10 protein-coding genes are annotated in these 14,275 nt (G+C 64.0%); 4 read left to right on the forward strand and 6 right to left on the reverse strand.

The genetic code is table 11. From position 1 onward, the window contains the following. From WCB02_RS15885 to WCB02_RS15900, 4 genes are all read left to right on the forward strand, one after another. Window positions 1–634 (forward strand): DNA polymerase III subunit delta' (locus WCB02_RS15885; protein ID WP_423959356.1); only part of this gene is annotated, 634 nt, incomplete at its 5' end. A gap of 54 nt (window positions 635–688) precedes the next feature. Next, window positions 689–2,824, forward strand: a complete 2,136-nt coding sequence (metG, locus tag WCB02_RS15890) for a methionine--tRNA ligase (RefSeq protein ID WP_423959358.1) — start codon at window positions 689–691, stop codon at window positions 2,822–2,824. A 37-nt stretch (window positions 2,825–2,861) separates the two neighbouring features. Further along, window positions 2,862–3,653, forward strand: coding sequence for a TatD family hydrolase (locus WCB02_RS15895; protein ID WP_423959360.1), 792 nt, complete (start codon window positions 2,862–2,864; stop codon window positions 3,651–3,653). Then, entirely contained in the window at window positions 3,650–4,459 is an 810-nt protein-coding gene (locus tag WCB02_RS15900) for an MBL fold metallo-hydrolase (protein ID WP_423959361.1), read from the forward strand. Before WCB02_RS15895 ends, WCB02_RS15900 begins: the two co-directional genes overlap by 4 nt. 84 nt (window positions 4,460–4,543) lie before the next feature. On the opposite strand, the gene WCB02_RS15905 is transcribed toward WCB02_RS15900, so the two are convergent. The 6 genes from WCB02_RS15905 to WCB02_RS15930 form a co-directional block, all read right to left on the reverse strand. Continuing rightward, the gene (locus WCB02_RS15905) at window positions 4,544–6,280 is read right to left on the reverse strand and encodes a hypothetical protein (RefSeq protein WP_423959362.1); all 1,737 of its coding nucleotides are present in this window, start codon (window positions 6,278–6,280) and stop codon (window positions 4,544–4,546) included. Between the two features lie 240 nt (window positions 6,281–6,520). Next, a complete protein-coding gene (locus WCB02_RS15910; protein ID WP_423959363.1) occupies window positions 6,521–8,185 on the reverse strand; it encodes an acyl-CoA synthetase in 1,665 nt (554 codons plus the stop codon). Window positions 8,186–8,208: 23 nt separating this feature from the next. Continuing rightward, window positions 8,209–10,110, reverse strand: coding sequence for a TRAP transporter large permease subunit (locus tag WCB02_RS15915; RefSeq protein WP_423959364.1), 1,902 nt, complete (start codon window positions 10,108–10,110; stop codon window positions 8,209–8,211). Between the two features lie 21 nt (window positions 10,111–10,131). Further along, window positions 10,132–11,151: a TRAP transporter substrate-binding protein gene (locus WCB02_RS15920; RefSeq protein WP_423959366.1), complete on the reverse strand. Its 1,020-nt coding sequence runs from the start codon at window positions 11,149–11,151 to the stop codon at window positions 10,132–10,134. Between the two features lie 362 nt (window positions 11,152–11,513). Then, window positions 11,514–12,689 (reverse strand): FAD-dependent monooxygenase, encoded by a 1,176-nt coding sequence (locus tag WCB02_RS15925; protein ID WP_423959368.1) that lies wholly within the window; start codon window positions 12,687–12,689, stop codon window positions 11,514–11,516. A 19-nt stretch (window positions 12,690–12,708) separates the two neighbouring features. After that, the gene (locus tag WCB02_RS15930) at window positions 12,709–13,611 is read right to left on the reverse strand and encodes a polysaccharide deacetylase family protein (RefSeq protein ID WP_423959369.1); all 903 of its coding nucleotides are present in this window, start codon (window positions 13,609–13,611) and stop codon (window positions 12,709–12,711) included. Window positions 13,612–14,275: the final 664 nt, after the last annotated feature.

Consider the following 14,275-nt stretch of genomic DNA (forward strand, 5'->3'; position numbering starts at 1 on the left):
GGGATGGCGGGTCTGCATCGTCGACACCGTCGATGAGCTCAATCCGAACGCCGCCAATGCGCTGTTGAAGATCCTCGAGGAGCCGCCGCAGCAATCGCTGTTCCTCCTGATCAGTCACGCGCCGGCACGCCTGCTTGCAACCATCCAGTCGCGCTGCCGCAAACTGGCGCTGCGGCCCTTGTCGACCGAGGAGGTGATCGGCGCCGCCGCCGCGGCGTCTTCGCGCCCACCGGACGACCCGGCGCTGCGCGAAGCGGCGGCGGCCTCTGAAGGCAGCGTGGCGCAGGCGCTGACCTTGCTCGGCGGCGACGCGCTGAAACTTCAGCAGCGGACTGCCGCGATGCTGGCGCTGCTGCCGAAGGTCGACCCGCGCGAACTGCATGCGCTGGGGGAAGCGCTCGGCACCAGCGACCGGGTGGCGCTCGCGGTCTTTGCCGACAGCGTCGATCGCTGGATCGCCGAACGGCTGCATGCCGATCCTGAACATGCCAACGCGAACCTGCCGCGCCTTGCACGGCTGGCCGAGGTGTGGGAAAAGGTCGCCCGCGCGACGCGCGACACCGATTCCTATAATCTGGAACGAAAACCACTGGTTTTCTCGGTGTTTGGGATGCTTGCGGAAGCGACTCGGTAATCGCTCCGCCTGATGCCATCCCGACAATTTGTCTGAACCGGTAAGGAATTCGTCGTGGCGACCGCCAGCAAGAAGACTGTCAAGAAGGGCAAGTCGAAGAAGACGACTCGCAAATCGCAACCCGCCCGCGCCGCCAAGGCAGCCGCCGCGAAGCAGCGCGCCAAAGCCAAGGGCGGCGTGAAGCAGGCTGCCAAGAAGGCTGGCAAGAAAGTCGTCACGCGCGGGACGAAACAGCCGGCCAAGAAGGCCGCCAAGACGCCCGTCAAAAAGGCGGCCAAGAAAGCAACCAAGCAAGCAGCCGAGCAAGCAGTGACGAAGGCTGCGAAAACAACCGCGGCCACGACGGCAGGCAAGACATCGACAGCCAAGCCGACGTCCAGCAAGCCGACGACCAGCAAGCCCACCGCCAGCAAGGCCACGATCGCCCCAACGGCTCCGAAAGCGCCAGCCAAAAAGTCCGCGACCAGGACGAAGCCGCCGGCGGCCCGCCGTGCGCCAAAACCCGCCGTGACCGAAGACATCTTGGCTGTCGTTTTGACGCCGGTCGAAATCGATGCCGTCGTGGTGACGACGGTCGACCTTCCAGCTCCCGAGATCGAAACGGTCGACATGGCCGCTCCCGAGCCCGCGGCCGCCGAGCCGTTCGAACGAGAGACCTTCTACATCACCACCGCGATCGCCTATCCGAACGGCAACCCGCATATCGGCCACGCCTATGAGGCGATCGCGACCGACGCGCTGGCGCGTTTCCAGGAGCTCGACGGCAAGGACGTGTTCTTCCTGACCGGCACCGACGAGCACGGCCTGAAGATGATCCAGACCGCGGCAAGCGAAGGCATGACGCCGTCCGACCTCGCCACCCGCAATGCCGAGCGCTTCAAGGACATGGACGAGCGTCTCGACGTCTCGTTCGACCGCTTCATCCGCACCACCGAAGAGCAGCACCATCGCTCCAGCCAGGAGATCTGGCGGCGGATGGCCGCCAATGGCGACATCTATCTCGACAGCTATTCCGGCTGGTACTCGGTGCGCGACGAGGCCTATTACGCCGAGGAGGAGACCAAGATCGGCGACGACGATGTGCGCGTCGGGCCGCAGGGGTCGCCGGTCGAATGGGTCGAGGAGAACAGCTATTTCTTCCGGCTGTCGGCCTATCAGGACAGGCTGCTCGCGCTCTATCAGCAGCACCCCGATTTCATCGGGCCGGACTCGCGCAGGAACGAGGTGATCAGCTTCGTCAAGGGCGGCCTGCGCGACCTCTCGATCTCGCGCACCAACTTCCACTGGGGCGTCAAGGTGCCGGATGACCCCGCCCATGTGATGTATGTCTGGGTCGACGCGCTGACCAACTACATCACCGGGGTCGGCTTTCCCGACGAGACCGATCCGGACTGGCGCTATTGGCCGGCCGATGTGCATATCATCGGCAAGGACATCATCCGTTTTCACGCGGTGTACTGGCCGGCGTTCCTGATGTCGGCCGGCATCCCCGTGCAGAAGCGGGTCTACGCCCACGGCTTCCTGTTCAACAGGGGCGAGAAGATGTCGAAATCGGTCGGCAATGTCGTCGACCCCTTCAGTCTCGCCGACCAGTACGGCGTCGACCAGTTGCGCTATTTCCTGCTGCGCGAGGTGCCGTTCGGGCAGGACGGCAACTACAACCATGAGGCCATCGTCGCCCGCATCAATGCCGATCTCGCCAATGATCTCGGCAACCTGGCGCAGCGCTCGCTGTCGATGATCGCCAAGCAGCTCGGCGGCGTGTTGCCGGAGCCGGGCGCCTTGAGCGACAACGACGAGGCGATGCTGGCGGAAGCCGATGCCATGATGGATGTGGCGCGCCGCGCGATGGCGACCCAGCAGATCCATCAATGGCTCAATACGGTGTGGGCCGTGGTGGCGGAAGCCAACCGCTATTTTGCCGGCGAGGCGCCGTGGGCGCTGGCCAAGACCGATCCGGCGCGGCAGCGAACGGTGCTCTATGTCACGGCCGAAGTGATCCGCCAGATCGCCATCCTGACCCAGCCGGTGATGCCGGCTGCCTCGTCGAAACTGCTCGACAGCCTCGGCATTCCCGACGAGGAGGAGGCGCGCGACTTCGTCGCGCTCGGCGAGCGGATCCGGCCGGGAACGATCCTGCCGGCGCCGCAGGCGGTGTTTCCGCGCTATATCGAGCCGACAGCGGCATAAGGTGGCGGCGTAGGCTCCGGCAGCATAGATTCAGCCCATGCTCATCGACAGCCATTGCCATCTGGACTTTCCGGATTTCGCCGATGATCTCGACGCCATCGTGTCGCGGGCGGCGGATGCCGGCATCGGGCGCATGGTGACGATCTCGACCCGGGTGAGGCGGCTCGGCGCACTGATCGCGATCGCCGAGCGGTTTCCCAACGTCTATTGCTCGGTCGGCACGCATCCGCATCACGCCGACGAGGAGGACGGGATTGCGCCGGACGAACTGGTCGAGCTGACCGGGCATCCGAAGGTGGTGGCGCTGGGCGAGGCCGGACTCGACAATTTCTACGACAACGGCTCGCCGGAGGCACAGGCGCGCGGCTTTCGCGCGCATATCGCCGCGGCCCGCGTCACCGGCCTGCCGCTCGTCATCCACACCCGCGCGGCCGATGACGCGTGCCGCCGCATCCTCGAGGAAGAGGTCGCGAAAGGACCTTTTCGCGCCGTGCTGCATTGCTATACGGGCGGACGGGAGCTCGCGATGACCGCGGTCGAGTTGGGTCTTTCGATTTCATTCACGGGCATCCTGACCTTCAAGAAATCGGACGCCTTGCGCGCGCTCGCCGCCGACCTGCCGGCCGATCGCATCATGGTGGAGACGGATTCCCCCTATCTGGCCCCCGGCAAATTCCGCGGCAAGCGCAACGAGCCGGCTTTGGTCGTCGAGGTCGCCAAGGTGCTGGCGGAAACCCGCGGCGTTTCGCTGGACGAGATCTCGCGGCAGACCAGCGAGAACTTCTTCCGGCTGTTCTCCAAAGTGCCGCGTCCGGACGTCGCCGCATGAGTCTGACGCCGACGATCACTCTCACGATTCTCGGCTCCGGCTCCTCGGCGGGCGTTCCGCGTCCCGCGCTCGGCTGGGGTGCCTGCGATCCCAACAACCCCCGGAATCGCCGCCGCCGCTGCTCGCTGATGGTCGAGCGCACCACCGCGCACGGCACGACGCGGATCCTGATCGACACCGCGCCCGACCTGCGGGAGCAACTGATCGACGCCAAGGTCGATCACATCGATGCGGTGTTCCTGACCCATGAGCATGCCGACCAGACCCATGGCATCGACGATCTGCGCTCGGTGATGCTGCATCAGCGCCGCCGCATCCCGCTCTATCTGAATCAATCGACCGCCAAGGATATCGTGCACCGGTTTTCCTATTGCTTCGTGTCGCCGCCGGGCAGCGGCTATCCGCCGATCCTGACCCGAGAGGCCATCGAGGGCGGCGAGAGCCGGAGCATCGACGGCAAGGGCGGCGTGGTGACGCTATCCGCCTTCAACGTGCAGCACGGCAATATCCCGGCGCTCGGCTACCGCATCGGCGACGCCGCCTACACGCCCGATCTCAACGACGTGCCGGCCGAGAGCTGGCCTCAGCTCGAAAATCTCGATCTGTGGATCGTCGACGGCCTGCGGCATACTCCCCATCCCAGCCATTTCAGCGTCAGCGACGCGCTGTCCTGGATCGCCCGCTTCGAGCCGCGCCGCGCCGTCCTCACCAATCTGCATTCCGACCTCGACTACGAGGCGCTGCGGCAGAGCCTGCCGGACAACGTGGTGCCGGCCTATGACGGGATGCGGCTGACGGTGGAGTAATCCATGCCGTCATTCCGGGACGCGAAGCGAACCCGGAATGACACTTCACTGAAATGGCGCCGGCTCGGCGGTTACCGAATGGACCTAATGATGATCATCGTCGCTTCGATGATCGTCATCATCAGCAACGTGGTCGAGATCGGTGCCCGGGGTGAACGAAACGCCACGGAGAACCTCGCCGAAGCCCGCGCTCCGAACCACGCCAAACGTCTCGCCGGCAGGTGCGCTGGTCGCCGCGATATTGTCCGTGATCGCGACCAGCTGGTTCGGATCGGCGCCCTGGTCGCCATTGCCGCTGACGGTCGAGGTGATGGCCCAGATCGTCGCGGTGCCATCATGATTGACGCGTCCGATGAGGTTGCGAAGGCCGTCGGCCGCGGGCGCCCAGGGCAGGCCGGTCTTGGCATTTTGCCCGGTGGGATAGTTGGCGATCGTGTATGGCACGCCCAGGTTCAATCCGGCTTGCAGCGTGTAGGCCAGCTTCCACGCGCCGAGACCCGAGTCGAACACCCACTTCTGCAATCCGGCGCCCGTCTGCGCGGCGGCGACTGAATACCTGCCTGACGCGGCATCAAATGTGCTGGTGCCATTGCCTTCATCGGCGACATAGAGCGTCTTGGCGTCGGCGAACCAAACCCCGAACGGGAACGAGGTTGCCGTCTTGGCGAGCGTGGTGGGAAAGCCCTTCAGGACGCACATGTTGTAGGGCGTGACGCCGAGCGTCTGCAGGTTGGCGGCGCTGTAGACAATCGGGGTGGTGGAAAGAGCTGCATTGGACGCGGGCAGGCCTGTGCCGGTCGGGCAGGCCAGTGGCCTGCCGCTGCTGTCGAATCCCGATGTGTCGATGAAATAGACGGTGTTGATGCCGTTACCACCGCTGCCCTTGGTCACATAGATGACGTTATCGAAGACGGTGAGGCCGCGAAAATTGGTGTCCTTGCCGATCTTGTCGGCCTTGAGGCCGAGCTGGGTGATGTTGAAGCTGCCCACCGGGGTCGGCAAGGCCGGATTCTGTGCGGCGAGGGGCGCGTGTTCGTCGTTCAGGATTTGCGCGCCGGCGCCGACAATGATGCCGTTCGGCTGCGGATTGCCACCGTTGCCGGCATTGCCGACCGTGTAGAGCAGGTTGGCGCCGTTCCTGTCGTTCAGGATCGCGGCGCGGCCGTTGTTGCCGCTGTAGGCGTTGGTCTTGGTGAAATGAAACCGACCCTGCGCATCGAGATCGCCGACCACGCGGTAGTAGCTGCCGGGGACGGGATTGGTGGGATCGACGACACCGGGCGTATTCGAATTCGAGACATCGAGCGCGTCGAGCGGCGCAAGATAGCCCATGAAGCTGACGGACCGGCCATCGAGTGAGAGGTTGAGCGCGATTTCCGATTTGGACGAAAAGCTGGTCACGACCGGATTTTCGCTTGATTCGCTGCCGTGATCCCAATCATCCGGCAGTTTTGGATCGAGCGAGTTGATCAGCCTGCCCGACGTCATCAGCTGATCCAGCACGATCCTGGCGGTGATGCCGAAACTGCCGTCGATGAGGGCATTGTTGAAGACGAACGGGTAGACGCCACTATCGGTCGCCGTCACGCAATTGGCGGGCAGGCAGTTGGGCGGCAGCATCGTCACGCCTGCGACGACATTCGCCGGATTGTTGTCGTACACCGACCGGCTGAGCAGCAGATTGCCCGGTCTCACATCGAAATCATCGTCGCCGGCAAAGGCGCTCGTTGCGCCCGCGATGCCCGTCAGGAAAAAGGTAAGGGCCAGCCCGGAGCGAAAAGTCCGTGTCCGGCAAAGCAAGCGCGATCCTGCAACATTCATTTGAAAACCTCCCGGAGTGATGTCTGCCGCAAATGCAAGGCGCGGCGAAAGCAGGAGGTTTGGCCCTGTTCTGTTACAATCATAAGAACGGAATGCGACAGCGCACTACAGCGTGTTGCACCGAAATTGCCGTCCGTCAGCGCCGTCATCAATCAACGTCGTCATTCCGGGGTCGCTGCGGAGGCTGTCATCGGACCGCGCTTCGCGCGGACCCTGGTGGCATCGTCCCGGAATGACAGCTTACGCCGAAATCGCCTTGGCCGAATCCGCCTGATTGCGCAGCAGAAACTTCTGGATCTTGCCGGTCGAGGTTTTCGGGATCGGGCCGAACACCACGACCTTGGGCGTCTTGAAGCCGGGCAGTTGGCTGCGGCAATAGGCGATGATCTCGGCCTCGGTGACGTCGGCGCCGTCCTTCAGTTCGATGAAGGCGCAGGGCACCTCGCCCCATTTCGGATCAGGCTTGGCGACGACGGCCGCGAACAGCACGGCGGGGTGCTTGAACAGGACGTCCTCGACCTCGACCGAGGAGATGTTCTCGCCGCCGGAGATGATGATGTCCTTGGAGCGGTCCTTGATGATGACATAGCCGTGCGCGTCGAGCACGCCGAGGTCGCCGCTGTGAAACCAGCCGCCGGCGAACGCTTCCGTGGTCGCCTTGTCGTTCTTCAGATAGCCCTTCATGACGATGTTGCCGCGGATCATGACCTCGCCGATGGTCTCGCCGTCGCGCGGCACCTCGCGCATGGTGAGCGGATCGAGCACGCTGACGGCTTCCTCCAGCGGGTAGGGCACGCCCTGGCGGCGTTTGAACTGGGCGCGTTCGGCGGCCGGCAGATCGTCCCAGCCGGGCTGCTCGGCGCAGACCGAGGCGGGGCCATAGACCTCGGTGAGCCCGTAGACGTGGGTGAGCTTGATGCCGATTCGTTCGGCGCCTTCGAGCACGGCGACCGGCGGCGCTGCGCCCGCGATCAGTCCGACCAGGCGCCGCGCGGCATCGCCCTTCGGCGCGTCGGGCGCGTTGATCAGGGTGTTGTAGACGATCGGCGCGCCGCACATGTGGGTGACGCCGTGCCGCTCGATCAGATCGAAGATCCTGCTCGGCTCGACCTTGCGCAGGCAGACATTGATCCCGGCGGCGGCCGCGATGGTCCAGGGAAAGCACCAGCCGTTGCAGTGAAACATCGGCAGGGTCCAGAGATAGACCGGATGCTGTCCGAGATTACCGGCCAGGATGTTGCTGACCGCGTTGAGATAGGCGCCGCGATGATGCGTCACCACGCCCTTGGGATTGCCCGTGGTGCCCGAGGTGTAGCCGAGCGCGATCGCGTTCCATTCGTCATCGGGCCAGCGCGCCACGAAGGCAGGATCGCCCTGCGCCACCGCCGCCTCATATTCGATCTCGCCGATCCGCCTGCCGCCCGCGAACGCGGCATCGTCGACATCGATGATGAACGGCCTTGGCCCGGTCATCAGTTGCAGCGCCTCGGCGATCACACCGGAAAATTCGGGGTCGACCAGGATGATCACAGCGCCGCCATGATCGAGCTGGAAGGCGATCGAGGGCGGATCGAGGCGGATGTTGAGCGCATTGAGCACCGCGCCTGTCATCGGCACCGCGAAATGCAATTCGTTCATTGCAGGCAGGTTCGGCAGCATGGCTGCCACCGTATCGCCCTCGCCGATGCCCCTGTTCGCGAGATAGGAGGCGAAGCGCCGGCAGCGCTCATAGGTTTCGGCCCAGGTGAAGACGCGGCTCTCATAGACGGCGCTGACGTGATCGGGATAGACCGCGGCGCTACGTGCGATGAAGCTCAAAGGCGTCAGCGGGACATAATTGGCCGGCGTCTTGTCCAGGCCGATCTCATATTGGTTCTGCTTGTCGCTCAGCGGTTTGCCGCTCATCGCTCACCTCCCAGTCGAAGGTTTCAAAGGAATCCGATCGAGATCCACGGAAATATCGCGACGATGATCAATCCGATCAGAAGCGCTACAAGGTAGCCCCAGATCGGCCGGATACCTTGCGCCGGATCAACCCGTCCGATGGCGCAGGCCGCATAATAACCGACGCCGAACGGCGGCGCGAACAGCCCGATGCCCATGGCCAGGATGATGATCATCGCATAGTGCACCTCGTGCACGCCGACGGCATGCGCGATCGGAAACAGCAGCGGGCCAAACAGCACGATCGCGGGAATGCCTTCCAGCACGCTTCCCAGCACCATGAAGGCCACGATCGAGACCGCGATGAAGCTCGCGGCGCCGCCGGGCAGCCCCGTCATCGCGGTCGCCAGCGCGCGGGAAAACCCGGACTGCGTCAGGCCCCAGGCCATGCCGGTGGCGGTGCCAATGATCATCAGGATGGCGCCCGAAAGTGCCGCGGTCTCGATCAGCATCGGCAACAGCCGCCGCCAGTCGAAGCGGCGGTAGACCAACAGGCCGATCACGAGGCCATAGACGATGCCAATGGTCGAGACCTCGGTCGCGGTGGCGATGCCTTCGACGACGGCAGCGCGGATCACGAAGGGCAGCGCCAGCGCGGGCAGGGCGATGATGAAGGCGCGGCCGATCTCGGCCGGCCTCGCCCTCTGGACGTGGCTCAGATCCTCGCCCCGGTAGCGCCACCAGACCAGCGTCGACAGCGTGATCGCCAGCACCACGCCCGGCAGCAGGCCGCCGGTGAACAGCGCCGAGATCGACACACCGGTGACCGAACCGATCGTGATCAGCACGAGACTGGGAGGAATGGTCTCGGTCTGCGCGCCGGTCGCGGCCAGCAACGCGACGAGATCGCCCGGTTTGGCGCCGCGCGCTTTCATCTCCGGAAACAGCACCGGCGCCACCGCCGCCATGTCGGCGGCCTTGGAGCCGGAAATGCCGGAGACCAGGTACATCGCGCCGACCAGCACGTAATGCAGGCCGCCCCTGACATGGCCGAGCAGGCTCGCCAGGAACGCCACCATGGCGCGTGCCATGCCGGTCATCTCAATCAACAGCCCCAGAAAAACGAACAGCGGCACCGAGAGCAGGATCAGATGGCTCATGCCTTCGTCCATGCGCCCGACCAGCACCATCAGCGGCGTGTGCGTCGTCAGCGCGAGGTAGCCGAACACGGCAAGCCCGAAGCCGAACGCGATCGGAACGCCGGCGAACACGCAAAAGCCGGCGACGCCGACGAAGAAGATGATCAGGTTGATGTTGCCGAGCGGACGCAGCCAGGGCTGCGCCAGCCAGAACAGCGCGATCAGCACCGCCACCGAGACACCGGCGGCCACCACCGTCCTGAGATCGGCGGCGCGCAATAGCCGCAACACGGCAAACAGCGTCATCAGGCAGATGCCGACCGGGAGCGCCGCGGCGCGCCAGGTGTTGGAAATCTGCAGCGCCGGCGTGGTGATGAAGCTCTCCTCGTAGGCGTAGTCATAGGACGGCCGCACCACCAGAAGCAGGAATGCCAGCGCCGCGCAGGTCGCCACCACGTCGAGATAGGCCCGCATCGCGGGCCCGGCGTTGCCGACAATGGCGGTCATGCGCATGTGCTCGGAGCGGCGGAACGCCACTGCCGCACCGAGCATGGCCAGCCACAGGAACAGGATCGAGGCCAGTTCGTCGGACCAGATCAGCGGCTCGTGCAAGCCGTAGCGCGCGACCACGCCGGCAAACAGGATGACGATCTCGGCCACCACCAGCAGCGCCGCCGGAACCTCGACCAGCATGCCGAACAGCAGCTCGATCGAGCCCAGCAAAGAAGGCCGGCGAGGGGGTTTGATCGCGACCTCGGTGACGGCGATCCCGGTGACGTCGATCTCGTTGACTTCGACATGAGCCATGACTCGGCCCGACCCTACGCGTTACGACAGCTTGCCGACCGCCTTTTCCAGGAGATCCCAGGCGTGCTCGCCATATTTGCCTTTCCATTCGGCATAGAAACCGGCGGCGCGAAGTTTTTCGCGAAACGGCGCCACCTCGGGCTGATTGAAGATGAGGCCCTTGCCGGCAAGCTCGTCCTTGACCGTGGCATTGAGCTTCTCGGTATCGGCGCGCTCCTTGACGGCGGCGGCATTGATGTTTCTGGCGACGACGGTGCGGATATCATCCGGCAAGGCCTGCCAGGCCGCGCGGTTGGCCAAAAACCAGAACCCGTCCCACATGTGGTTGGTCAGCGAGCAATATTTCTGCACCTCGTAGAGCTTCGCCGTCGAGATCAGCGCCAGCGGATTTTCCTGACCCTCGACCACCTTGGTCTGCAGCGCCGAATAAACCTCGCTGAAATTGATCGAGGCCGGCGAGGCGTCGAACGCCCGGAACATCGAGGTCCAGAGCGGCGAGACCGGCACACGGATCTTGAAGCCCTTGAAGTCGTCAGGGGTATTGATCGGCCTGGTCGAGGACGTCGTCTGGCGAAAGCCGTTGTCCCAGATCTTGTCCATGACCTCGAGGCCTGCCTTGTTGATCTCGCCGCGCACATAGCCACCGAGATCACCGTCCATGGCCTTCCAGACCGTGGGATAATCCGGGAACGCGAAACCGATGCCGTTGATCGAGGCCGCCGGCACCAGCGTCGCCAGGATCAGGCCCGACAGCGTGAAGAATTCGACGCCACCGGAGCGGACCTGGCTCAGCATGTCGGTATCCGAACCGAGCTGGTTGTTCGGGAACACCTGCAGGTCGAAGCGGCCGTTGGTCTCGGTCTTGATCGCAGCCGCCATCTCCCGGGCGCGCGCCACGAACGGATGCGACTCCGGCAGATTATTGGCAAATTTATAGACGAACTCAGCCGTCTGGGCGCGGGCGACATGGGGCGCACCGATGCCGCCGAGGACCGCGGTGGCAGCGCTGGCCTTCAAGAGCGTGCGTCGTGAAAAGCTCATCGCAAGTGTCTCCCTTTAAAACGCTTCTTGTTGTTTGAGCCGCAATTCTATACGGGGCCGACGGCCCGCGGTCACCCGCGATCTGATCGCTGACGCGCTTATTGCAGCGTCCGGGAGCGGCGGCAATATCGGCGGCGTTCGGATCAGGTTCGGGGTAAGGTTTTCGCGGTACTGGGCCAACCTGGGAATTTGGCTGAAACCGAGTTTTTGCCGCAGGAATTTCAGCTAAGGCTCTGATTTTATAATCACATAAAATAATTCCATAATATAACTTATGCGAATCGTCAATGAGCGCCCCGTGGACGCGTGAGATAGAGTTCGACCAAGACGCGACGTCATCCGAAGGCTGGCATCCCTGATGTTCACAAAAGGTCTCCTTCGGAAGTCAAAGCATCCGGCAATCGCGACCGATCCGGCGCGAGCAGCGGTGCGACGCAGGGATCGTAGCAGTAGAACCAGTCGGTCTCCGTCGGCCCCCGCATCCAGCTGTTCTCGATCGAGATGCGCTGCACCTTGGCGACGCGCGGAATTCGCGTTGCCTCGTAGCAGCGGAACGCCGCGTCGTGGTCATCGAACGCCGCAAGGCAACGGCTCAAGATGACTCCGTCTTCGACCGCCATGGCGCCGCCGGCTGCCATGTACGGACGCATCGGATGGCATGCATCGCCCAACAGCACGATCCTGCCGGCGCTCCAGCGGTCGTTGCGCTCGCGGTCATGGATCGGCCACAGGCTGACGTCGCAGGCCGCCTCCAGTACGCGCTGAAGATCGAGATGGAAGCCGGTGAACGAGTCGAGCATGTCGTCGCGGCTGGACGGCAGCGAGGATGCTTCGCTGTCCCATGGCGGCGCCGGGATGACGCCGATGACGTAGATCTCGTCGCGGCGGCCGGTCATGAAATAAGGCAGGATGTGCCGGTCCGGCCCCCACCACTTGGTACAGTCCGCAATTCCAGATTCGCGCAATCGCGCTGCCGGAAAGATCGCCCGCTGCGCTACGGCGCCGACGAAACGCGGCGGCTCGAGACCGAACAGGTTCTCGCGCACCCTGGAGCGGATGCCGTCGGCACCGATGACGATGTCCGCTTCGACGCGGACGCCGTTCTCGAAGCTGAGGCGGACCGCATCCCTGCCCTCGTCGAGCCCGACAAGGCGATGGTCGAACGCGATCGTGCCGGGGGTGACGACGCGTTCCAGCACGCCATGGAGGTCGCCGCGATGAATATTGATGTAGGGGCCGCCGTAGCGCGCTTCGCTCGCAGCGTCGAACCTGATCTCGTAGAGGGTCTCGCCACTGTCCCAGGCGCGGCTGACATAGGACTTGGGCTTGATGCCGGCTTCGATCAGGTCTCGTTCGATGCCGAGGCGGCGAAACGCCTTCATCGCGTTGGCGCTCAGGATGATTCCGGCCCCGACCCGCGAAAACGCCGCCGCCTGTTCGTAGACCGTCACGGAGAGGCCGGCGCGCTGGAGAAAACCGCAAACGGTCAGGCCGCCCAGGCCCGCACCGACGACCGCAACAGTCTTTCTTGCCTTCACCGCCGATTGCCAGAGCCACTCACGGTTTCGATCCCGGCTGTGCGGCCCTTTGTCCCATGTACCAATCGAGGATCTGCTCGCCGTTCCAATGCAGCACCCCGTCGAACCGGTTGACGTAATCGTAGATCGCCTCGAGGAACTTGATCCGGAACGGCTGGCCGCTGATGTAGGGATGGATCGCGAGCGACAGTATTTTCGGCCGAACCTTGCTTTCCTCGTAGAGCCGGTCGAAGCAGTCGATGGCCCGCTTCATCATGTGATCGCTTTCGTGATGCTGCACCATCATCATCGGGATGTCGTTCAGTTCGACCGTATAGGGCAGCGTGACCAGCGGACCCTTGGCGGTACGGATCGTGGTCGGCTCGTCGTCATAGACCCAGTCGCCGATATATTTGACGCCGGCTTCAGCAAGATATTCGGGGGTCTCCAGCGTCTGGGTCAGGCCAGGTCCGAGCCAGCCCACCGGGCGCTTGCCGGTGAATTTTTCGATCACGCCCATGGCGCGCGCGATCATCGCCTTCTGGTCCGGCTCCTTGTGGATGGGCCCCTGCTCGTAGGCATGGCCCATGAACTCCCACCCGGCATCCCTCGCCTGCTGCGCGACGCGCGGATAATCCTCGCAGACGCGCGCATTGATCGACAGCGTCGGCGCAATGCCGAGCTTCCGATAGAGCTCGAAAAACCGCCATACGCCGACCCGCATGCCGTATTCGTGCCAGCTCCAGTTCGGCACGTCCGGCAGCAGCGGCACTCCCGTGGGCGCCGGAATGACCTGACGGGCCATTGGCTTGCCGATGTCCCAGACTTCAAGATTGACGATGCTCCAGATCACGATTCTGGCGCCGCCCGGCAGCTTCATGGCCGGACGGTCGACGATGGCGGAAAAATCGCAGCGGTCGCGCGGCAACATCGGTTCGGTCATGGCACGCTACTCATCGGTGGCTGGAGGAAGGAACTGAACGATGGCTCGGGGCCGGTCCAGGCGTATCGGCTTCTTGCCGAAGCTGGAAACTTGCGTCGTCATCGGACGTCGGATGCATGTCGTCTTGGCCAAAGCTGGAGAGGCTCATGGTTTGCGGAATGGAGAAGCCAGTCAAACAGAATTTTGCTGACACCTCACCGGATGCATAGCATTTTAGCGCTGCGCTCCGATATTAGGCAGTAGAATTTCGTGATTGACGTGCGCATGCCGGCATCCGCCGCGGCGAGAACGCCGGCCCTGGCAACGCGGCGAGCGATGCTGCGAATGCGCTCGCACGCATGGCGTTCGCAGAAAGCTGCGACGTCGAACACCCGAGCGCCGCTTCCGGTGGTCTCGCGCTCACGTCGTCTGCGGCATCGCCATTGCCGTCGCGCCGGGACGATGGCAGCCCGTCGTCGGAGGGTCCCGATTCGCGCACCGCAAACTCGCCGTTGGTTTCGACGCGGGTGACTGCGGACGGACCGCCCGCATCGTCGTCGCTGCCGAGTGCGACGTCATGCGACCACAGGGATTGCTGGAGGCGAGTCGCGCCCATCCTCAGCGGACTGCGACGTTCAAAGTAGATTGCGCGTTGTGGTATCAATTTTGCTTGCTTGATGTTAGC

Origin of the sequence: Bradyrhizobium sp., from assembly GCF_049581145.1 — a bacterium.
Classification (GTDB): domain Bacteria; phylum Pseudomonadota; class Alphaproteobacteria; order Rhizobiales; family Xanthobacteraceae; genus Bradyrhizobium.